The sequence below is a fragment of the uncultured Fibrobacter sp. genome (assembly GCF_947305105.1).
In the GTDB taxonomy this organism is placed as follows: domain Bacteria; phylum Fibrobacterota; class Fibrobacteria; order Fibrobacterales; family Fibrobacteraceae; genus Fibrobacter.
On sequence record NZ_CAMZCS010000002.1, the window covers coordinates 29,047 to 50,694 of the forward strand.

18 protein-coding genes are annotated in these 21,648 nt (G+C 53.0%); all 18 read left to right on the forward strand.

Translation table 11 applies throughout. The annotated features are described in order from the left end of the window. Positions 1-8: 8 nt before the first annotated feature. The 18 genes from Q0Y46_RS01535 to rodA all read left to right on the forward strand — a co-directional run bounded on the left by Q0Y46_RS01535 (position 9) and on the right by rodA (position 21,551). Positions 9-968 (forward strand): PfkB family carbohydrate kinase, encoded by a 960-nt coding sequence (locus Q0Y46_RS01535; RefSeq protein ID WP_173843270.1) that lies wholly within the window; start codon positions 9-11, stop codon positions 966-968. After that, positions 968-1,615, forward strand: coding sequence for a futalosine hydrolase (gene mqnB / locus Q0Y46_RS01540; protein WP_297944072.1), 648 nt, complete (start codon positions 968-970; stop codon positions 1,613-1,615). Before Q0Y46_RS01535 ends, mqnB begins: the two co-directional genes overlap by 1 nt. Positions 1,616-1,942: 327 nt before the next feature. Further along, positions 1,943-2,743 (forward strand): 1,4-dihydroxy-6-naphthoate synthase, encoded by an 801-nt coding sequence (locus tag Q0Y46_RS01545; RefSeq protein ID WP_295685579.1) that lies wholly within the window; start codon positions 1,943-1,945, stop codon positions 2,741-2,743. A 131-nt stretch (positions 2,744-2,874) separates the two neighbouring features. After that, positions 2,875-3,072 carry a hypothetical protein gene (locus Q0Y46_RS01550; RefSeq protein WP_295685582.1) on the forward strand — a complete coding sequence of 66 codons (198 nt, stop codon included), beginning with the start codon at positions 2,875-2,877 and terminating at the stop codon, positions 3,070-3,072. 186 nt (positions 3,073-3,258) lie between these two features. Then, the gene (locus Q0Y46_RS01555; RefSeq protein WP_297944076.1) at positions 3,259-4,776 is read left to right on the forward strand and encodes an OmpA family protein; all 1,518 of its coding nucleotides are present in this window, start codon (positions 3,259-3,261) and stop codon (positions 4,774-4,776) included. 11 nt (positions 4,777-4,787) lie between these two features. Then, entirely contained in the window at positions 4,788-7,169 is a 2,382-nt protein-coding gene (locus tag Q0Y46_RS01560; protein ID WP_297944079.1) for a tetratricopeptide repeat protein, read from the forward strand. Between the two features lie 49 nt (positions 7,170-7,218). Continuing rightward, entirely contained in the window at positions 7,219-10,974 is a 3,756-nt protein-coding gene (locus Q0Y46_RS01565; protein ID WP_297944081.1) for a tetratricopeptide repeat protein, read from the forward strand. 189 nt (positions 10,975-11,163) lie between these two features. Next, positions 11,164-11,784 (forward strand): MotA/TolQ/ExbB proton channel family protein, encoded by a 621-nt coding sequence (locus tag Q0Y46_RS01570; RefSeq protein WP_297944084.1) that lies wholly within the window; start codon positions 11,164-11,166, stop codon positions 11,782-11,784. Between the two features lie 42 nt (positions 11,785-11,826). Then, positions 11,827-12,711: a biopolymer transporter ExbD gene (locus tag Q0Y46_RS01575; RefSeq protein ID WP_297944087.1), complete on the forward strand. Its 885-nt coding sequence runs from the start codon at positions 11,827-11,829 to the stop codon at positions 12,709-12,711. Positions 12,712-12,714: 3 nt separating this feature from the next. After that, on the forward strand, positions 12,715-13,206 hold the full coding sequence (locus Q0Y46_RS01580) for a biopolymer transporter ExbD (protein ID WP_295681853.1): 492 nt from the start codon (positions 12,715-12,717) through the stop codon (positions 13,204-13,206). Between the two features lie 2 nt (positions 13,207-13,208). Then, on the forward strand, positions 13,209-14,138 hold the full coding sequence (locus tag Q0Y46_RS01585; protein WP_295681856.1) for an AgmX/PglI C-terminal domain-containing protein: 930 nt from the start codon (positions 13,209-13,211) through the stop codon (positions 14,136-14,138). A 150-nt stretch (positions 14,139-14,288) separates the two neighbouring features. After that, a complete protein-coding gene (locus tag Q0Y46_RS01590; RefSeq protein ID WP_295681859.1) occupies positions 14,289-15,578 on the forward strand; it encodes a hypothetical protein in 1,290 nt (429 codons plus the stop codon). Between the two features lie 90 nt (positions 15,579-15,668). Beyond that, positions 15,669-16,031 (forward strand): hypothetical protein, encoded by a 363-nt coding sequence (locus Q0Y46_RS01595; RefSeq protein ID WP_295681864.1) that lies wholly within the window; start codon positions 15,669-15,671, stop codon positions 16,029-16,031. A gap of 80 nt (positions 16,032-16,111) precedes the next feature. After that, complete coding sequence (locus tag Q0Y46_RS01600; protein ID WP_290960343.1) at positions 16,112-17,134, forward strand: rod shape-determining protein; 1,023 nt, start codon at positions 16,112-16,114, stop codon at positions 17,132-17,134. Positions 17,135-17,227: 93 nt separating this feature from the next. Next, entirely contained in the window at positions 17,228-17,983 is a 756-nt protein-coding gene (gene mreC, locus Q0Y46_RS01605; RefSeq protein ID WP_295681865.1) for a rod shape-determining protein MreC, read from the forward strand. Beyond that, on the forward strand, positions 17,976-18,461 hold the full coding sequence (gene mreD, locus Q0Y46_RS01610; RefSeq protein ID WP_295681867.1) for a rod shape-determining protein MreD: 486 nt from the start codon (positions 17,976-17,978) through the stop codon (positions 18,459-18,461). The genes mreC and mreD overlap by 8 nt, the downstream gene beginning before the upstream one ends. Beyond that, positions 18,451-20,304, forward strand: coding sequence for a penicillin-binding protein 2 (gene mrdA, locus Q0Y46_RS01615; protein ID WP_295681869.1), 1,854 nt, complete (start codon positions 18,451-18,453; stop codon positions 20,302-20,304). The genes mreD and mrdA overlap by 11 nt, the downstream gene beginning before the upstream one ends. Further along, positions 20,301-21,551 (forward strand): rod shape-determining protein RodA, encoded by a 1,251-nt coding sequence (gene rodA, locus Q0Y46_RS01620; protein ID WP_295681872.1) that lies wholly within the window; start codon positions 20,301-20,303, stop codon positions 21,549-21,551. The genes mrdA and rodA overlap by 4 nt, the downstream gene beginning before the upstream one ends. Positions 21,552-21,648: the final 97 nt, after the last annotated feature.

The window sequence follows — 21,648 nt, forward strand, 5'->3', positions numbered from 1 at the left end:
GAGGTCCTATGCCTCAGGAAACGTTGATACTCGGCCTTAACCCCGCTTGGCAGCGACTGTTCTTTCTGGACAAGTTTACGCTGGGCGAAGTCCACCGCATTGCGAAGGTGGAAGAGTATGCCTCGGGCAAGGGCATCAACTGCGGCCGTGTGCTGCGGCATTTGGGCGGGACTCCCGTGCTGATGCATTTCCTTGGGGCGGATAACGGCTCCCGTATCTTCGATGAACTGTCTGCGGACGGAATTAAGCAGGCTCCCGTGTGGATTCACGAACCGACGAGAATCTGTACGACCATCGTGAGCGATGGGGAATCGACAGAGTTAATCGAGCCTTCGCCGAAGCTTGCCGCTGCGGAGAATGAGGACTTTATCCAGACGCTCAATAATTTTTGGCCCACCACCCAGTGCGTGGCCCTTTGCGGGTCGTTCCCGCGCTCTTTCGATGTCAGCCTCATCAATTCCTTGGACTTTACTGGGAAGCGTGTGTTTATCGATGCGATAAACAATATTGATGCCTGGCTCGAAAAGGGTGTTGAACTCCTCAAGATAAACAAGCTGGAGTACAGTGAATTGCTGGATCGCATGGGGATTCCCCAGGTCAAGTCGAGCCCGCAGTTTTGGAAGATGACTGCGATGGCGGTTCTCGAAAGGTTGCCCATCAGGAACCTTGTGATTACCGACGAAGAAGCGCCTGTTCGTGCCTTCCGTTTTGTAGAAAAGAAATTCCAGAGCTTGCAAATTCAACCGCCCGAGATTCAGGTGAAGAATAATGTCGGTGCCGGGGATTCCTTCTTTGCGGGTTGGCTCTATGCTGATGCCCAGGGAATGAGTTTTGAACAGTGCCTTGTCAAGGCGACGGCAGTGTCTGTTGCCCGTTGCGAGGTGGACCGTCCTTGGAAACTGGACCTTGCCCGCGTTGCCGAATTGGAGAGCAGTCTTGCTCCTACGTTAGAAAAGACGGGGGACTGATGCCTTCGGTGCTGGTGGTGATTCCTTCGGAAAAGGAATATTCGTTCCTTTATCCTGAATGTGAAGCCCCAAAGGTGGGAGCCCCGCAAGTTATTGATGAAAAACGCTACGATGTCGCCGTCTGCGGCGTTGGATTGCTGAATTTTTCTGTTAATTTATCTGCACTATTGGCCCGTAGTCGTTACGAGAGCGTTTATTTGCTTGGCGTCTGTGGGGCCTATCCCCAACGCGGACTCGGGGTAGGGGATGTTGTTCGCGTGCAAAGCGAAATCGTTGGCGATATGGGGGTGCAGGAGCAGGATGGCTCGTTTACTCCGTGGTCTAGCCTTAGCAAAAGTGCTCCTGTTAGGTACGGTGAAAATGGCGGGATACTCCCGGAATCCTTGCGTGACTTGCCATCTGTCTCGGGCCTGACGGTGAATTGCTGTACCGGCACATCTAAACTTGCCTTCGACCGGAGTGCCCGGTTCAATGTCGATATCGAAAGCATGGAAGGAGCGGCCCTTTTTGCCGTATGTGGCCGCTTTGGCGTTCCGGCCTTTGAATTCCGTGCAGTGAGCAATATCGCGACCGACCGCGACCCGTCCGCCTGGCGCATCCCCGAGGCCTTGGCAGCCCTCAAAAGGGAGGTACTGGATAAGCTATGAGGCTCGAGGCTCGAGCAATGAGCGATGAGTATTCGAGAGACTAGAGAATAGAGACTAGCGGCAAGTGAAAAGAATCACGCACTTCGTGCGTTAGTAACAGACGGCGAAGCCGTGATATTTCTCCCTAGCCCCTAGATTCTAACCTCTAGATTCTCTAACGGAGATTGCTTCAGGGCTTCGCCCTTCGCAATGACAACTTTTACCTCTCTCGTCTCTCGTCTATATCCCCAACCACTAACCACTTCCTACTGTCTACTTCCTACTGTCTACTTCCTACTTCCTACCACCTCAAACCTCAAAGGACCGCAGGCCCGACCTCATTCCTCTATGCACCTTTCCCTCGGCATCTCCACCTGTCCCAACGACACTTATATATATGAAGCCCTTATCGCCGGGCTAGAAAACTCCCCGTTCGAGTGGGAGGTCCACTATGCGGATGTCCAGACTTTGAACGAAATGGTCAGACAAGGGGTGCTGGACGTGGCTAAGGTGAGCGCGCAAGTTTTTCCCAAAATTGAGTGTGATTACCGTCACATGCAGTGCGGGGGAGCTATCGGGTACGGCTGTGGCCCGCTTCTGCTTTCGTCTGCTGCGGAATCGTTCGATACGGGGGCCCCGACGACGCTTCCCGGTGCAGACACGACGGCGGCTCTCCTGTTCAAGTTCTGGTACGAACGCGAAATAGGGGGGGATCCTTCGGTGCGCTACGCGTTGTTCAATGAGGTGTACCAGTCCTTGCGGGAGGGAAAGTCTGCCCAGGGGGTTGTCATTCACGAACACCGGTTTACCTGGAAACGAGACGGATTGCACCTCTTGGCCGATCTTGGCGCTTACTGGGAAGACAAGACGAATTCGCCTATTCCGCTGGGAATTTCGGTTATTCGGCGCAGTTTTTCGGCGGAAGTTGTTCGCGAGGTGGAGTCGGAAATCCGCAGAAGCATCGCTGTCGCGAGGGCGAGAAAGGATTTAGTGACCCCTTTTATCGAGCGGCTGGCACAAATTGAAGACCGAAAAGTTATCGAAGACCACATCAAAATGTTCGTGAATGACTTTTCTGAGGATGTCGGAGAAAAGGGGGCTATTGCATTAGATCGTCTTTGGCAAGTGGCCATCGGTAAAAAAGGGTGATTTTTACCCCCTTTTTTTGCGCTTTTTGTGTAATAATATATAAACGTAAAATTCATTTTACAAAATAGCGAATTTTTGCAAAAAACTTTAATTATTTTCACATACAGCATCTTTTTTCCGGGAGTTTGCTTATGAGTTTAGTCAATGATCTCGATCAGAAAATCGAAAACTTCAAACGCGAGTTCGAGAAGTTCGAACGCGGCAACAAGTCTGCTGGCACGCGTGCCCGCAAGGTCCTACAGGACATCAAGAAGACCTGTCAGGACATCCGTGTTCTGATTCAGGGAACAAAAAAGGAGGAAGCGAAGGCTGAATCTTCTGAAAATTGACTTATACCCCCTAGAAATGGCAAATGACACTTTTTTTTTACGCTAAAAAAAGGTGTTTTCATTAAAAAGTGTTTGACTATTGCCGTTTGTAAAGGTATATTCCATTCGGGTTTTGTTTACCCTGATGGGCAAAACAAGAGAATATGAAATTTTTTATGTGTACTATGATTGGAGAAACGTAGCAGTATGACCCTAAAGAAACTGGTCCTAATTACGGCCGGGGCTTTGCTTCTTTCCGGAACCGCCATGGCAAGGAATATCAACGTGCCTGGTGATTACTCAAAGATTGCAGATGCCCTTGGAAATGCGGATGCCGGGGATACCATCCTTGTCAAACGTGGAACTTACAACGAAAACATCACCTTGATCATGGGTGTTGTGCTCAAGGGCGAGGATCCGCTCACTACCATCATCGATGGTGGCCGCCGCGGTCCGACCGTCATGGGTACTTCGGGTGCTGAAATGTCTCACTTCACGGTGAAGAACGGTATCGAAGGTATCCTTTGCGAGAACGCAGCTCCCTACATCCACCACTGCTATGTGCTGGATAACAAGGCAACGGGTATTGGCGCGTTCATTTCGCTCCCTTGGCTCCGTAACAACGTGGTGTACGGCAACCGCTGGTCCGGCATCCTCGCATGGGGTGCTAAGTCGCTGGATGCGTTCATTGAACACAACGTTGTCCTGCGCAACGGCTACTCTGGCCTTGCACTGAAGGGACCGACGAACGTGGTCGCCCGCAACAACATCTTCATGGAGAACCACTACTACGGTGTGTTCGCCGACCCGGCCGCCGGCCAGACGAAGGTGGAGTACAACAACATTTACAAGAACTACTATCCGTTCAACCAGTTCATCAAGGTGAACCGCACGAACGTTTCGCTCGACCCGAAGTTCATCAACCACTCGCTGTCGAAGCCGAACTTCTACTGCCAGTCCACCTCGCCGATGCTCAAGCGCGGCAAGGGCAAGGCCGACATCGGCCTTACCGCTGCTGAAGTGGCCAAGGACGAAGAACAAGTCGAAGAGACTCGTAATCCGGATACGGATGCCGACGGCCTCTGCGATCCGTGGGTTTCCGAAGAAGGCGTCTCTGACAAGTACGCTTCCGTTTGCACCGGCCTGGATAACTGCCCGGAAGAAGCCGAAGACTTCGATGGTTACCAGGACGACGATGGCTGCCCGGATCCTGACAACGACCGCGACGGTCTTTGCGATCCGTGGGTCGAAGCCAAGGGTATGCTCTCCAACTTCGCTCACGTCTGTAAGGGTGTTGACCTCTGCCCGGAACAGGCTGAAACCCAGAACGGCTACAAGGACGAAGATGGTTGCCCGGACGAAGTTCCGCAGCCGCCTAAGAAAGTGTTCGTCCTCGAAGGTGTGAACTTTGAATCTGGCAAGGCTACCATCACTCAGGACTCTTACGTGTCCCTGATGAAGGTTGTCGATATCATGGAAACCTTTGCTGAAACGACATTCGAAATTGTCGGCCACACGGATAACGTGGGTATCAAGGAAAAGAACATGCAGCTCTCCGCTGACCGCGCCGCTGCCGTGAAGAACTTCCTTGTTGAAAAAGGTATCGATGAGAGCCGTATGACTACGAGTGGCAAGGGTGATTCCCAGCCGGTCGCTTCCAACAAAACCCCTGAAGGGCGTGCGCAGAATCGTCGTATCGAATTCATCCGCACGGACATTAAGTAAAGGAGTAGGTGATGATGCATACTAGTTTCATCAAAAAAGCAACAGTCTTTGGACTCGCTTTGGCCAGCACTTCTTTGTTCGCCGAGGCAACCTACTCTCCGCACAAGTACCAGCAGAATGACTGGTTCGCTGAATTCGGTGGTAACACTGCCATGTACGTGAACCCGGCTGGTATTTCTGAGACGGATCAGTTTGAATTGAGCTTTGGCTTCTTCAGTTCCATTAGTGGCGAAGCTAGCCAGGAATACGTCAGCTTTACCTATCCCGTTGATTACAAGCACACGTGGGGATTCTCCTTCTTCGAAAACGGTGCTTCTATCGATGGTGGTCAGTCCTATACCGAAAACGCATTCATGTTGGGTTATGCATACAACTTAATCCACTGCATCGCTTTGGGTATCGACATCTCGGTTTTGCAGATTAACCAGTTCGATGAGAACAAGCACATCTCTCTTGGCTCTGACATCGGTATCAACTGGAATCCGATGGCCAACTCCAGGTTTGGTTACCTGTTGATTGGTGTTGCCTTGCAGAACATTGTTCAGCCGGGTATCAGCACCGAGGAAGGCTCTAGTTCCTATTCGTTCGTTGCTCCGGGATTCTTCGGCAGCGATCGTGACGATGCGTACAACATTCCTTCCAACTTGAACTTCTCCTTGTTCTATCGCGGTCTCAACCGCGCTCTGGAAGCCAAGGTTGAACTTTCCTTGATCGACGTGTTCCACTCCGACAGCGAAGGTGGCGACGGTATGAACCTCGAAGAAAGCTTCACGGTGACATACTTCCTCTCTCCGCACCTCGGTGTTCGTCTCCGCTTCACCAAGGAAGGTTACCCGGTTGCGGGCGCTACGGTTAACGTCAAGGATGTCAGCATCTTCCGTTACCTCGCTCTTGACCTTGAAATGTCTCACGATGACCTCTATGCCAAGAAGAACCGTGGCTTCATCTGGGCTGTCAAGCTCACTAGCCGCTTCGGTGACACTCGCGAAGAGAAGATTGGTGAAGAACGTTATCGTCGCCTGAAGATCGAACCTGAAAACGACTACCGTGCTGCTATGCGCCTGTACTTGAACCGTCAGTTCCTCGAAGCCGCTTATGCCTTCGGTAAGGTCCAGACCAAGTACCCCGCATTCCACTTGGTTGACCAGGCTGCGTTCTACAAGGCAAAGTCCTTCGAAAACCTCCGTATGCACAAGGCTGCTAAGGCCGTGTACGAAGACGCTATCAAGCGCTATCCGCAGAGTGACCAGCGCGCCAAGTACCACTTCCAGTTGATGAACATCGACTATAAGGAAGGCAAGTACACGGAAGCTATGACCAAGTATCAGAATATCGCCCAGAAGTTCGGCGAAAGCGACGTGAAGGCTGACGCTGACTACGTTGCCGGCCAGATCAAGTTCGAACAGGGCCTCTATCAGGAAGCTGTCGACCTGCTCGCCGCCATCCTTCCGGGTAACGCCAACTACTTCTACGCCCGTTACACCATGGGTATCGCCTACAGCCGTATGGGCAAGTGGGACGAAGCCGAAAACTGCTTCCGCGATATTACGGAACAGCCGGTTTCCAACCAGTCCGAACGCGACCTGCAGGATGCCGCTAAGGTGAAGCTCGGTCACATCTACTTCTCTGGTGAGAAGCCGGACATTGCTCAGGCCGCTCAGATGTACGGTCAGGTGCAGCCTGGTTCCCCGGTGTATGACGAAGCTATGCTCGGTATTGCATGGTCCTTCCTCAAGGTTAACAAGCCGAACGAAGCCATGAAGCCGGCCCAGTGGATTATCAGCAACCTTCCGGAATCCTTCCTGGTTTCCGAAGCCTACCTGGTGATTGGTTACTGCCATTTCATGAAGAAGGATTACAACAATGCTGCTAAGGCCCTTGAACAGGCTGAAAAGCGTACCGAACAGCCGGTTGTGACTGTCGCTGCCCGCGATAGCGCCCGCCAGGCTTACGATGCGATGCAGGATGAATTTGACTCCGTGCAGGTCAAGGCTTTGGATCTTGCCCGTCAGCTCCCCACTCCGCGTGTGGAGAAGAAGCGCGAAGCTCTGCGTCCGTCCTTCGACAAGGCAAACAAGACAATTGAAGATTACGCTGCATTTACCCAGAAGTCCATTCAGAGTGACCGCTTCGAATCCAACCGTAAGCGTATCTTGGACGACGCGGGCTTCACCTTGGCTACTGTGAAGACCAAGATGAGCCAGGGCAGCGCTTCCTCTGAAGCTGCTCAGGAACTCGAATCGTTGGAAGACGATCTTGACGTGGGCGGTGATGATATGGGTGGTTCGTCGGATGCTGGTAGCAGCAGCGAAGCTCCTGCACCTGCTGGTGGCGACGAAAGCGCTGGCGGTTCTTCTGATGAACTCGGCGATGACCTCGGAGACGACTTCTAGTCTTCGGGGTTTTCCCCTTTTTAAAGAAATAATAGGTGGATAGATAACAATGAAAAAACTCTTGCTTGTGAGCGCATTGATTTGTGCTCTAGTCGGAAATGCGTTTGCTGCATCCGACCCCTGTAAAGACAAAGTCGCCGAAGCCAAGAAGTTGGCGGCAAAGTGCAAATCCTACAAGAAGGGCAGCTCTGAATTCAAGAAGTGCGCAAGCTCTTACAAGGTCCTCAAGAACCAGGCCGACCAGGCTTGCCGTTCCGGTGGCCTCGACGAAAAGGGCATGCGTCAGGCTATTGCCCAGTGGGAAAAGCAGGTGAACAACTGTAAGGGTAAGCAGAACAAGCGTTGCGCTTCTGCACTCCAGCAGTTAGGTCACTACCAGTTCCAGTTGGAAGAGAAACTCTTCCTCGATGCTCAGGGCCAGTACGAAGAAGATGTGGCCTGGTGCGCTGACCGTGATAACAAGCCGGCCAAGTGCGCGAACATCGACCAGCTCCCGAAGGCAGAGCACTCCAAGTCTCTCGGCTACTTCCTCGAATACATCGACAAGTACCCGAAGGAAGACAAGACGCCGGTCGTGATGTACCAGGCGGCTGCCGTGCTCGAAGCTAGCGGCGAAGACGACAAGGCTTACCGCCTCCGTGAACGTCTCGTCAAGGGCTTCCCGGAAAACGGTCTCGTGCCGAAGGCCTGGCTCCGTATGGCTGAATACCACTTCATGAACCGCAAGTTCCGCGACGCTATCAACGCCTATAAGAAGGTGACTGGCTTCGAGAACCTCACGGGTAAGGAAGCTGCCTTGGCCATGTACCACTTGGCTGAATCTTACTATAACATTGCCGAATACGAAACGGCTGCTATCAAGTACTACGATTACATCATCGGTGCCGACAAGGGCAAATATCCGAACGACTTGCGCGCAGAAGCTATGGACTTCATGGCTGCCTCCTTCTCTGACTTGGAAGGTGGTGGTGTCCAGGAAGCTGAAGCTTTCTTGAAGGACAAGAAGGTTGCTTTCAAGGACTCTGTGTACTACCGTATCGGTATGAAGAACAAGGACCATGACCGTAACGAAGAAGCTGTCCAGTCCTTCAAGCGCTTGATGCAGATCAACCCGGACTACATCGACGCTCCGCTCGCCGATATCGCCATGGTTGAAATCTTCATCGTGCAGCAGAAGTTCGACGAAGCCCAGCAGCATCGTTATGTTGTTGTGAAGCGTTATGACCGCAACTCTTCTTGGTACAAGAAGAACCAGAAGTATCCTGAATCTGTGAAGAATGCTGAACGTGCAATCCGTTCCGCTATGCTTGACATCCCGCAGTTCCACCATGCGCGTGCTGCCAAGCTCACTAAGGAAGGTGACCTGGAAGCCGGTAAGAAGCAGTATGCCGAAGCCATCAAGGCTTACGAAGCATTCCTGAAGCGTTACGCCAAGGAACCGACCTGGGACGAATACAAGGTGCACATCAACTTGGCCCTCGTCTACCAGGAAATGGGTCAGTTTGCTAACGCCGCCAAGATGTTCAACTGGATTGTCGATACCGATACTACCCGCTACGGCCGTCGCCCGATGGGCTCCGAAGCTCTCCTGAAGAAGGAAGAAGCTGGTTACAACGCCGTGCTCATGATGGATCAGTCTCGTGAAAACGCCAAGAAGAACAAGTATGGCGACGATGCTGTCAAGGCTTACAAGTCCGAAGAAACCAAGGCTTACTTTGCTCAGGTTGACAAGTACATGAAGAAGTTTGGCAACAACAAGGAAGCTGCCGAACTTGCTTACAACGCTGCTATCGTCCACTATGACGCCAAGCAGTACAAGACTGCTGTGACGGTGCTCCGTGAACTTCGCCAGAAGTATCCGAACCACCAGTACATCTTGCTCATTAGCCGTATGCTTGCTCAGTCCTTGCTGGAATCCAACCAGCTCGACGAATCCTTGAAGGAATTCGAATGGCTCTACAAGCAGTATCACGATGTCAAGGCCACCAGGAACGACTCCATGGCCAAGGAAATCGAAAAGGCTATCGCAGCTGTGCTCTTCCAGATGGCTGAACAGTCCGTGAAGAACGGCCAGTACGAAAAGGGTGCTCAGGCTTACTTGGCCCTCGTGAAGCGCTACCCGCTGGTCTCCTTCTCCGACAAGGCCGTGTTCGAAGCCGGTGCTGCTTACGAAAATGCCAAGCAGTACACCAAGGCTGCCGAGACCTTCATGATCTTGCCCAAGCAGTACTCTAGCTCTCCGTTGACCATCAAGGGCGTGCTCCGTGCCGCATCCGCTTACAAGAAGGACAACAAGCCGCGTGAAGCTGCTACGACGTTCCTCTTCATCACGAACCAGTTCCCGCAGGATTCCATGGCCTTCCAGGCAATCGGTTTTGCCGCCCAGACCTACGACTCCATCCCGGATAAGAAGCAGGCCGCTATCACCTTCGAACTCGCTTACAAGCGTTATCCGAAGAACGAAAAGACTCCGGCATTCCTCTATAGCGCATGCTTGAGCTATGACGAAGCCAAGATGACCGACGAAGCTATCCGCTGCTCCAAGGACCTCGTTCGCGACTACCCGAAGAGCACCTATGCTCTTGACGCTGCGTTCAGCATTCCGCTGGCCTACGCCAACGCCAAGAAGTGGGACGAAGCTGCTAAGGAATACCACAACTTCATCAGGATGTACACCGAAGACAAGGAAAAGCTGATTGCTGCCTACATCGGTGCCGCCCGTGCCTACATGGAACTCAAGGAAGAAGACAAGGCTGTCGAAGACTACCGCAAGACGCTGGAAGCCTACGACAAGTACGGTTTGCAGATCAAGAACGCCGACCCGGGCATTCCGGCCGAAGCGGCATTCTACCTCGGCGAACATGAATTCCGCAAGATGGAACCGTATGTGCTGAAGGGTAAGGAAAAGGACAAGGCCAAGACCATCAAGACCTTGGTTGAAATCCTCCAGAAGGCCATGGGCCACTACTCCAAGTCTGCAGCCTACGCTTCTGAAAAGTGGACCTTCCGTGCCACCAACAAGATGGGTATGCTCTTCGTGACGATGGCCGCCAAGATCCGCGAACAGGAACTGAACGGCAAGAAGGAAGAAGAACGTTTTGCTGAACGTATCACTGTTGTGCAGCAGCTCCCGAGCTACTACGAACAGGCTCGTCCGATCTTCCAGAAGAACATCGACCTTGCTCGTGACCAGGGCTTCTACAACCAAGACGTGATCGAGGCTGAAGAAGGTTATATCGAAATGTACTACCAGGGCTGCGCCGTGTTCGTCGAAGTCGCTGATGCATTCGCTAACTCTCCGCTGCCTGACTCTGCCGCTATCGTGAAGGAATACGTGGAATACGAAGGTGCTGTCAAGGAAGACGCTATCGAAATGGCTCACGAAGACCTTGAAGCCTACCGCGAAGCCCTGAACGAAAAGTCTGAAGGTGCCAAGCAGCTTGCTATCCCGCAGTGCGCTACGGGTATCAAGGCCTCTGCTCACTATGGTATCGATAACCAGTGGACCGCTAAGTTGTTCGAAACCTTGAAGTCTCTCGACGAGACCAACGAGGCTAACAACACCAAGATCGAGAAGTTCGACCCGTCTACGCTGTTCAGCGACCCGTCTTACTTCAAGACCAAGGCTCGTCTGGAACAGATTGCCAAGTCCGAAGTCATGACTCCGGAAGAGCAGCTCAACACCTACCGCGACATCATCAAGGATGCCAAGGCTGAGAACGAAAAGCTGAAGGCCGAACTCGCTAGCTTGAAGAAGCAGCTTGCTCCGGCTCCGGCTCCCGCAACCTCTCCGGCTGGATACTAGCGGTAAAAACAATTTTACGGGGAACCTTGTTCATAGGGTTCCCCCTTTATTTGAGGCGAAAATGGCGTTTTTTTATGGGTAAACAAAGTTTTACCCCTAGAACGCCCCTTTATTCCTCAAAAAAAATTAATTATGAACGCAGGATTTCAAAATTAACAAACAACACACTCAATAAAGGAGTACTAAACAATGTCTAAAATGCTTGAATCTTTCAGCCCTGATGCAGATGGTTTCCAGTTCATGTGGATCATCTTGATCGTTTTCATGATCGGTCTTGGTTTCTCTATTGAACGTATCGTTTACATTATGCTCAAGAGCTCTAGCGGCCGTGCCCGCTTCCTCGCTGATTTCGGCAAGCTCATCTCTTCTCAGCAGTTTGACCAGGCTCTGAGCCTCGCCAACGCTACCAACCTCCCGATTGCCCGCGTTATGGCCGCCATCGTTGGTGCCAAGAACCAGGGCCGCGACGGCATGCAGGCCGCTTGCGACGCCGTGTTCCTGACCGAAGCTCCGCGTCTCACTCGTTACGTCTCCATCATCTCCGTTATGGCTTCTATCTCCACGTTGCTCGGACTTATGGGTACGATTTACGGTCTGATCTTCACATTCGACGCTGTTGCTAACAAGCCGGCTGCTGAACGTCCGAAGGCTCTTGCTGACGGTATCGCTATCGCTATGGGTACTACGCTCCTCGGACTTCTCTCCGCCGTGCCTCTCCTGGTGATCGTCGGTATCCTCAACATGAACTCTGAACGTTTGATTCAGGAAATGGAAGAAAAGGGCCTCAAGATTATCAACTCCCTGTCGTAATAGTCGATTAGAGTAGAACTATTTAACTGGAGTTTATAAACTATGGCAAAAGAAATCAAGAAGCCGAAAAAGCCAGAAGAACCGGACCTGTTGCCGGCGATGGGCTTGTTCACGATTCTGATTCCTATGCTGCTGTCCATGACGGCGTTCCAGAAGCTCGCCATCGTCGAAGTCAACCTGCCTGAGCGCAGCAACATGATTATGGACGATACGCCTCCCGAACCCGACCAGCAGGCATTGAATCTGTCGTTGGCTGTTACCACCGATTACTTGGTAATCGGCGCACGTGGCGGTTTCCAGCCGAACGTGTACTTCAAGGAAATGTGGACTTTCCGTTGTAAGTCCGATGCTAAGCTCATTACCTACGCTCCGGAAGACGTGAAGTCCGTCGTTGAAGGCGGTCACGGCCCGAAGTGCCAGGACGGTTCTGAAATGGATGTCGAAAAGTATATCTACGACATCGAAACTATCGAACTGTGGGCTATCCAAAAAGAATCCGAAGAAGATCCGGGTCGCGTGATTTGGGGCATGTATTCGTCTCAGGGCGAAGGCAGGCCGGATAGCGTTTACCTCGACGGTGCAAACAACTTCCTCGCCCTTCCTGGCGAAGGCCCGCTCGGCTTGCAGAAGCCGGCTGCTCTGAAGTTGCCGAGTGCCGGTACTCGCGTAAGCACGCTTTCCGAGAACTCTGAACGCGCTCTGAAGCCCGATGCCGCCGCAAGCAACATCATTTATGCGCTCTCCGCATACGATGTGATTGCGAAGGATCTGATTGCTATCCATACGCAGTTCATCGACCTGGAAGACGTCGACAACATCATCATCGTGGCAAACGACGATACGCAGTTCGACAAGATCATCCAGCTCATGGACCGTGCTAAGGAAGCCGGTTTCACCAAGATCAACCTTGCGAAACTGGGAGGCTAATACATGAGAAAAACTCGTAAATATAGCGAAGATGTCCCGTTCTCATTGACATCCATGATGGACATGATGACCATCATCCTGGTGTTCATGATTAAGAACATCGATGCTGAAGGTCAGTTGGTGACCCAGGCCGAAAACCTGGTTCTGCCGAACTCTACCTCCAAGGTGCAGCCCAAGGAAGTGTCCCTGACGGTCGTGGTCGATAACGGCTTCGTGGTGGTTGACAACGAGAAGATCGTTCCCACTGCAGACGTGCTCGCCCAGGATTCCCTCCTCGTTGAGAAGGTGAATGCCGTGCTTGAAGAACGTCGCCAGATTGAAAAGGATCATGCCTTGGCCAACAACTTGCCGGCTGATGAAGCTGGACGCATCATTGTGCAGATTGACAAGAACATCCCGTACGATGCTATGTATAAGGTGATGGCCACTTGTGGCTTCTCCGGTTACACGAACATCGCATTTGCTGTGATGATGAAGAACGGCGGGGAGGAATAATTATGGCTAAGAATGTTCCTATGGATCCGTTAGTCGCGTCTCTTATGCCGGAATCCGACAAGAAGATGGGCGCTATCGCCGGTATCTCCTTGGTCGTCGCTTTGGCAATTTGTATGTGGGCTTCCATGTACGAAGCAGTCGTTGACGAAGTCGTGTTCGAAGAATCCGCGAACGAAGATCTTTCCGCTTCTATGTCCATCGAACAGAAGGAAGAGAAGAAGGAAGAAAAGAAGAAAGAAGAACCCAAGAAGCCTCGTAAGAAGGCCGGTGGTGGCGGTAAGCCGCGTGGTAAGGGTCAGCCGAACGCTCCGCAGACTCGCGGCGTGCTCAAGCTCCTCACTGCTCAGACCAAGAACGCCTCTGCTGCTGCTTACGACCTCATGAAGAACCAGAAGTTCACTAAGGACATCGATAAGGTTCTTAAGGACGTGGCTGGCCTCCAGACAACGGGTAAGACCGTGCTCGGTGGTCGTCGCGGTAAGGCTGATGGCGGCTTCAACGAAGGTTATGCTGAAGGTGGTTCCGGTGGTATCGGTGACGGCCTTGCTGGCCTCCTTGGCGGTGGTGGCGGTGGTATCGCTACTAAGGCTAAGGGTTCCATCAAGACTCCGTCTGAACGCGATATCGACATGGGCGCCGGCGGTGGTTCCCGTTCCGCAGCGGACATCATGAAGGTCGTCCGTCAGCGTACTCCGGGTCTCCGTCACATCTATAACAAGTTCCTGAAGAAGAAACCGGGATTCCAGGGTAAGGTTACCTTGAAGTTCACGATTGCTCCGGGTGGCGAAGTTATCAGCATCTCCATTGCTTCTTCCACCACTGGTTACGGCGAATTTGATGGCGAAATCAAGAATGCCGTCAGCCGCTGGAAGTTCAGCAAGGTGAAGTCCGGTAACACGACGGTAACCATTCCGTTCACGTTCTCCGAATAATCTTTGGAAAGCTTGAAAAAAGGGCCGAGTTTGACTCGGTCCTTTTTTTTGTAGAAAATATCCAAAAAAAAGAGCAAATTTGTTACAATCTATTGTTTTTATGGTTAAATAAAATTAACTTTATAGCAGGTTTTTCAACAGGAGTTCTCTATGAATTTCAAATCAGCTGCTGCAGTAGGCATGGCATTCGGCATTCTAGGAGTCGGTTCTGCCTTTGCGACTTTTGCCCGTATTGAATCAATGGGCAAGAATACAACGTACATCATGGATGACGTGAGTATTTTCGACAATCCTGCAAACATCAATCTCTACCCGAACTACTTGATTGGTGAATTCGGTCCTTATACGCAGGACGTGGAGCGTGGGACGAACCTCGATCCTCAGCATCCGAACTTTGGCGGTATCTTCTCGGTTTCTCTTGGTGACGAAGGTAATCCGGATCCGCGCCTTTCTATTGGTGGCTTGTTCGGGCGTACATCGCCTCTTGCCAAGTATCTGCCGACTCGCGTCATTGGTGACGCTGCCAACGACACATCCCTTGTCCCCGAAACAGTGACCAATTTCGATGGTTTCTTGGGCGGCTCGCTTTCTAACGGTGACGCTTGGGGCTTGCATGTGTACATCGCTCACCAGGACGGTGGCGACAAGGCCGAAGATGGTTCTTACCAGGTGGTCCCGAATGCGTTTGCTTCCATTGTGCAAGCGGATGCAGGTCTTAACCTCCAGTTCGGCAGCAGTATCGACTTCGAGTTCAGCTTCGGCCTCGCCCGTATCCAGTACGGCCCCGAACACAAGAATTTCTTTGACGATGGTGACTTCTCTTTCCTCGCCAACTCCCGCGCGTTCTTTAGCCTCGACGCTATTGACGGCGAACTCGTGCCGGCGTTCTCCATGAACCTCATCCAGGCTCCGGGTATTGATGACAAGCATGCTCAGGTCGGTCTCGGCATCAACGTTGCCTTGGACCGTGGCTTCTTCTGGTTGGGCGGCGACTTCATCTGGAACCAGCTGAAGGCCCACGACTGGACGTTCAATTATGCGACGGGCGAGAGCCTCTACGATTCCCAGAACGAGGAAGACCCGAACTGGGACAAGCGTAGCGACATCGGCGGCATGATCAGCTTCGGTATCGAACGCAATATCTGGTGGGATTGGTTCGTCATCCGCGTTGGCGGCCAGAAGTCCATTCTCTACACGCAGTGCGACGTAGATTCGAAGAATACCGGCAACAACGGTATCTGCCGCGACAACGGCAACTTCTTTGCCACGAACCCGCTTGCTGATGGCACGGCGGACGACCATGTCGGCTTCGGCTTCGGTATCAACATCGAAGAGAAACTGAAGATCGACGTGACCGTTGCCGAAGACCTGCTCTTCCGCAACCCGTTCCAGGGCGAAGGCCGTCTCTTCTCCAGAATTTCTGCAACTTACTCCTTCTAGTTGAAATCCTAAATACGGGAAACGCGCCTCAAAGGCGCGTTTCTTTTTTTATGGCGGTTTTTCCTGGACCAAGATTTATATTTTTTCGCCATGAAATTTTTCTTTTTTGCAATCGCATGCGCCCTGCTCCTTGGCTGTTCCGAACCCACGGAACGCATAGAGACCAAGCTTGAAGCCTTCCTCCAGGACGATCTCGAGTTCAATGTCGCGGAATATCTGCATGGGTCTGGAGATCGTGCTGCGCTGCTCGATACGCCTTACTATCGCATCAAGGATTTTCGTTTGTTCGAAGGGGCGAAGGCGGAAATCTATTCGGCATACGCCGAGGTGGATTTCTTCATGTACAAGAATATCAAGTTGCACGAGAAGCGCAAGTACCGCTACGACGCCCATTACCGCCACTGGGACCGCTATTTCAAGAAACTCTATTTTGGCGGGGATTCCTTGCAGTAGCGCTCTCAGAGCACCTCAAATAATTGTATTTTTCTTACATAGGATTATTTGGTTTTAACCCCTTAAAAAGGACCATAATTTTGTTCGGCTTATTTTCTTGTGATATAGGTATTGACCTGGGGACCGCAAATACACTCGTTCATGTGGCGGGCCAAGGTATTGTCATCAACGAACCGACCGTGATTGCCGTAGATAGCAAGAACAATCGCGTCTCGGCTATCGGTTTCGAGGCCAAGAAGATGCTTGGCCGTACTCCCGGCGAAAGCCGCGCCGTGCGCCCGATGCGCGATGGCGTGATTGCCGATTTCGAATTGGTAGAAAACCTCCTCCAGACGTTCATCAAGCGCGTGCAGAAATACCCGCTGTGGATGGTGAAACCTCGTGTGGTGGTCGGTGTTCCTTCGGGCATTACCGAGGTGGAAAAGCGTGCCGTGATTGACGCTGCACGCCAGGCCGGTGCCAAGGAAGTTCACCTGGTACACGAGCCGATGGCTGCTGCCGTGGGTATGGGAATCCCTGTGGAAGACCCTGTGGGCAACATGATTGTCGATATCGGCGGCGGTACGTCCGATATCGCGGTTATCGCGCTGAACGGCACTGTCTGCAACGCTTCTGTGCGTGTGGGCGGCGACGAGATGGACGAGGCCATTGTGCGCCACCTGCGCACCATGTACAACCTTTGCGTGGGCGAGAGCACTGCCGAACAGATCAAGATCCAGATTGGTTCTGCAAGCCCGCTCGAAGAAGAACTTTCCATGGAAGTCAAGGGACACGACTTTATCGCCGGTGTTCCGCGTACCATGACCATTACCAGCACCGAAATCCGTTCCGCACTGGAAGAGCCGGTCACGGCCATTATCGAAGCCGTCAAGCAGGCTCTCAGCATGACTCCTCCCGAACTGTCTTCCGACATTTTGGACAAGGGAATCATCATGACGGGTGGTGCGTCCCAGTTGCGTGGCTTCGACGAACGTATCCGCAAGGAAACGGGCCTGTCTGTCAACGTGATTGATGACGCCCTCGTTTGTGTGTGCAAGGGTGCCGCCCGAATTCTCGAAGATCTCGACAAGTATCGTCCCGTCCTTATTGCTTCGTCCAACTAATTTCCGTTTGGTTGGAGTCTGATGCGTAAGGCGTTCCGCTTTATTTTAGACTTGTTTACCCAAAGACATGGCATTGTTGCTTTTGTCTTTTTTATGCTGCTCGGTCTGCTTATGCGCGAGGCTCCCAACACGGTGCGCGAGAGCATCGTGGCGTCCGTGCTCGGTTCTGTGTTCTATCCGGCACAGGTAGCTCTGTCTTCGCTGAACGAATACCGTTCGGTTGTAGACGAAAACGAGCGGCTTAAAGAAGAAAATGCACGGCTCCGTCAGGAACTGTATCATGCCAGCGAGGGGCTTGAAGAACTGGCTAGACTCCATACGCTGGTCCGGTTTGATGACAAGTGGGATTTCCCTATCGTGACGGCTCGCGTTGTCGGCCATAATCCGGGAAGGTTCCTCACGACACTTGTCGTGAACAGGGGAACTTACCATGGCATTAAGGAAAACATGCCTGTGTTTTCGACGAAAGGCCTGGTGGGCAAGATTACCAAGGCGTCGTTCACGCATTCCAGAGTCCAGCTGATTTCGGACCCTAACCTTAAGTTGTCTGTAATGGAGCGCCGCACCCGTGTGGTGGGCTTCCTCGAAAGCGCCGATGGTCACAAACTTTCGGCCATGGTGCCTACGCATGCCGGAGTCAAGGAGGGCGATACGCTGATTACCTCCGGCCTGGGCGGCATATTCCCGAAGGGCATCCCGGTGGGGCTCGTGAAAGATGTGAACAGGGCGGACCTTGACGTGATGCGCAAGCTTGACGTTACGCCGTTCCAGGATATTTCCATGCTCGAGGAAGTGTTCATTATGCAGAAGGATCCGGAATGGGTCATTCAGGAGTTGCTGGATGAGTAAGTGGCTGAAGGCATTTGTGCTCTTTTTGCTGAGCTTTGTCCTGCAGACGACCGTTGCGGACTGGATCAGCATGTTCGGCGTTTCTCCGGATTTTGTCATCATTTTTGTCGTTGCCGCAGCCATCAAGCGCGGTCCGGCTTCGGGATGTTTCTGGGGCTTCTTGGCGGGCTTTACGCAGGATGTCTACGCTCCGGTGGAATGGCTCGGGGCGCATGCTATATCGATGACCTTGATTGGATTCCTTGTCGGGCAACTCGAGGAACGCTTCCTTACGCTCAATTTCCCGACCAAGGTCGGTGTGCTCGGGCTTGCCTTTTTCGTGTGCGACATGGCGTACTTCTTCTTTACTGGTCTAGAAGGGGAAGCTGTCACGAACCTGTTCTTCAAGGAAACGTTGCCGGAATGCGCATACACGCTTTTTGTCGGTGCCTTGGTGTTCTACTTGAGTATGGGGAAACCGGCAAAGCATGCTAAATGACAATCAAGATAACGAGGCGGTACAGAGCAGGAACTGGCATATCGTCGTGTTCCTGGCGGGCGTAGGCCTGCTGTTTTTGGTGCTGGCCATCAGGCTGTATTCTTTGCAGTTTACGCATTACGAGGAGAATCTCCAGCGTTCCGAGAACAACCGCTTGCGCAAGGTGGTGCTTACTGCTGAACGTGGCTACATCTACGACCGCAACGGCAATGTGCTCGTGCGCAACAGGCCTTCGTACCAGATTGCGCTCCATGCGATGAGCCTTCCCAAAAAGAAGGAAGACCGCAAGGTTATTCTCAACAAGCTCCTGCAAATCAAGGACAAGGATGGGGAACTCCTTTTTGATTCCCTTTCCCTGGATACGGCGTTTCAGCGCATCAATTGGATCAAGACGCGTCCCATCCGCATTTTGGAAGATGCGACTGCGGAACAGGTGGCCATTATCGAAGAACATTCCTCCGAACTGCCGGGAGTCATCACGCAAATTGAGTCCCGCCGCGAGTACCCCTACGGTACGCTTGCCTCGCATGTGCTCGGTTACACAAGCGAAATATCGGAAGAACAGCTCAAGTTGCCCGAATACGAAAACTATTCTCTGGGGGACCGCATTGGCCAAAAAGGCTTGGAACAGGGTTACGACCAGGAGTTCCGCGGCAAGAACGGCTTGAAACTGGTCGAGGTGAACGCGGCCGGGCGTGAGGTAGGGCAGGTGCGCGGCGTGGAAACGCAGGCCCCGATTACAGGTTTGCAGCTGATTTCGACGATTGACCTGAAATTGCAGAAGGTGGCCGAAGAGGCGATTCCCGACTCGGTGAAGGGGGCGCTTGTGGCCATCGACCCGCGAAACGGCGAAATCCTTGCCATGGTGAGTTCCCCGAGGCTCGACCCGAACATTTTCTCGTTGAAAAAGCGCGAACGCAACAAGGGCTGGGCCCAGGTGGCGCTCGATTCCATGCGTCCGCTCACGAACCGCGCCATATCCGGTACATATACGCCTGCATCGGTGTTCAAACTGGTCACGGCAGGGGCGGGCCTGGAATATGGAGTCCTTTCCGAGAGCAAGTATTACCCGAAATCATGTACGGGCGGCTACCAGTATGGTGCCCGCTACCAAAAGTGCTGGGGTGTCCACGGCAACTTGAACGTGGTCCATGCCCTGCGTCTCTCATGCGACGTGTTCTTCTACCAGGCGGGTCTCGATATCGACATGGCGCGCATCAACGAGTTCGGCCGGCGTTTCGGCTTGGGCGAGAAGCCTCTCGGTGTGGATATCCCCGGCGAGAAGGGTGGCTGGCTCCCGGATTCGGCCTCGTTCAATGCGAAGAACAAGCGCCTCGGTTGGCGCTGGGCGCGTGGCCTTATTTTGAACCTCGCTATTGGCCAGGGTGAACTCGTGACGCCGCTGCAGCAGGCTGTGCTTATTGGCTCCCTCGCAACGAACAAGGGCGTGTACCAGCCTCACTTTATGAAGGAACTGCGCGACGAAAACGGCACGCTGGTGCGCCGCTACGAGCCCAAGGTTATCCGTTCGGGCCACATGAAGCCCGAAACGCACCGCATCTTGATGAACGCGCTCGATTCTGTGGTGAACCATCCGGGCGGTACGGGCAAGCGCGGCGCTGTCCCCGGAATCCGTGTCGGTGGCAAGACCGGTTCGGGTGAATGGAAGAAGGGCGAGAAAACGCATGCCTGGTTTGCTGCCGTGGCCCCGCTCAACGACCCGCAAATTGCTGTCGCAGTGATTCTCGAGGCGGCGGGCGGTGGTGGCGCGAAGTCCGCTCCGGTGGCCCGCAAGGTGCTTATGGCATATTTCGGTATCGAGGAGGAGGAAACCAAGAAATGAGCTCGGGACGCTTCCTAGACAAGTCGCTCAAGTACGACTGGCTGTTCTTGGGCATCACGTTTGCGCTGATGACCGTCGGCGTCTGTTTGGTGTATTCCGCGACGACCGGCGAAGATATCCCCATGTACGACACCTTCTGGTTCAAGCAGATAGTCTACTTTTTCGGTGGTAGCCTCCTTGCGGCCGGCATCGTGTTCGTGAAGATTGACTGGCTCAAGAATATTGCGTTCCCTGTCTATGTCGTGTCGCTCGTATTGCTTTGCATTGTGCTTTTCTTGGCGGGCGACGTGGTGAAGGGTGCCGGGCGTTGGATCGATCTCGGCTTTTTCAAGTTGCAGCCCTCGGAATTTGCAAAAATTGCGTACCTGCTGACCATATCGTTCTGGCTTTCCAAACATCCTGTTAGTTTGTTTAAGCTCAAGACGTTTGTCGTGCCCGCCCTTTTGTTTGTCGTGCCGTTCGCTCTTGTGCTCAAACAGCCGGACTTGAGTACGGCGCTCGTGTTTATTGCGGTGACGTTGGTGGCGTTTTTCTTTGCTGGGCTTTCGCTCACGGATTTGTTCCTTGTGGTAAGCCCGGTGTTCTCGGTGCTGCTCTCGCATTCCCAGTCTATCCTTTTCCAGGTGCTGTGGGGTGCCTTCATCTGCCTCGTTGTATTTGCCGTGTTCCGTAGGCGCTTGCCTAAGGCGCTGATGGCGGCGATCCTTGTGGTGAACATCCTTTCGGGGTATGCGAGTTCCATGGCTTGGAACATGCTCGAACCGCACCAGCAAAAGCGCGTGAACACGTTCCTTGACCCCATGAGCGACCCGCTGGGTGACGGCTACCAGGTGTTGCAGTCCATCACGGCTATTGGCTCCGGTGGCGCGGTGGGCAAGGGATTCGGTAACGGTTCGCAGACGAACCTCGCCTTTTTGCCCGAAGAACATACGGACTTCATCTTCAGCGTGCTCGGCGAGCAGTTCGGCTTTTTCGGCTGTACGTTCGTGTTGTTGCTCTTTGCGCTGTTCCTCTGGCGGGCGACGAGTATTTGCAAGATGTCTTCCGACCCGTTCGTCACCCTCGTGACGATGGGGGCCTCGACAATTATCTTGTTCCATGTGGTGGTGAACATTGCCATGACGGTGGGGCTCATGCCGGTCACGGGTCTCCCGCTCCCGTTTATCTCGTACGGTGGCTCGTTCGCGCTTACCTGCATGGTTTTGGTCGGCTTCCTCGTGAACATGAGGCTCCACGGCCACCAGTAGACCAGTAGGCCGTAATCCCCTTTATTCGAGAAAAGACGCCTGTCTGCCGTTTTTTTTCGTTTGGGGTGGACAAAATCCCGCGTAAAAACGTCTATAG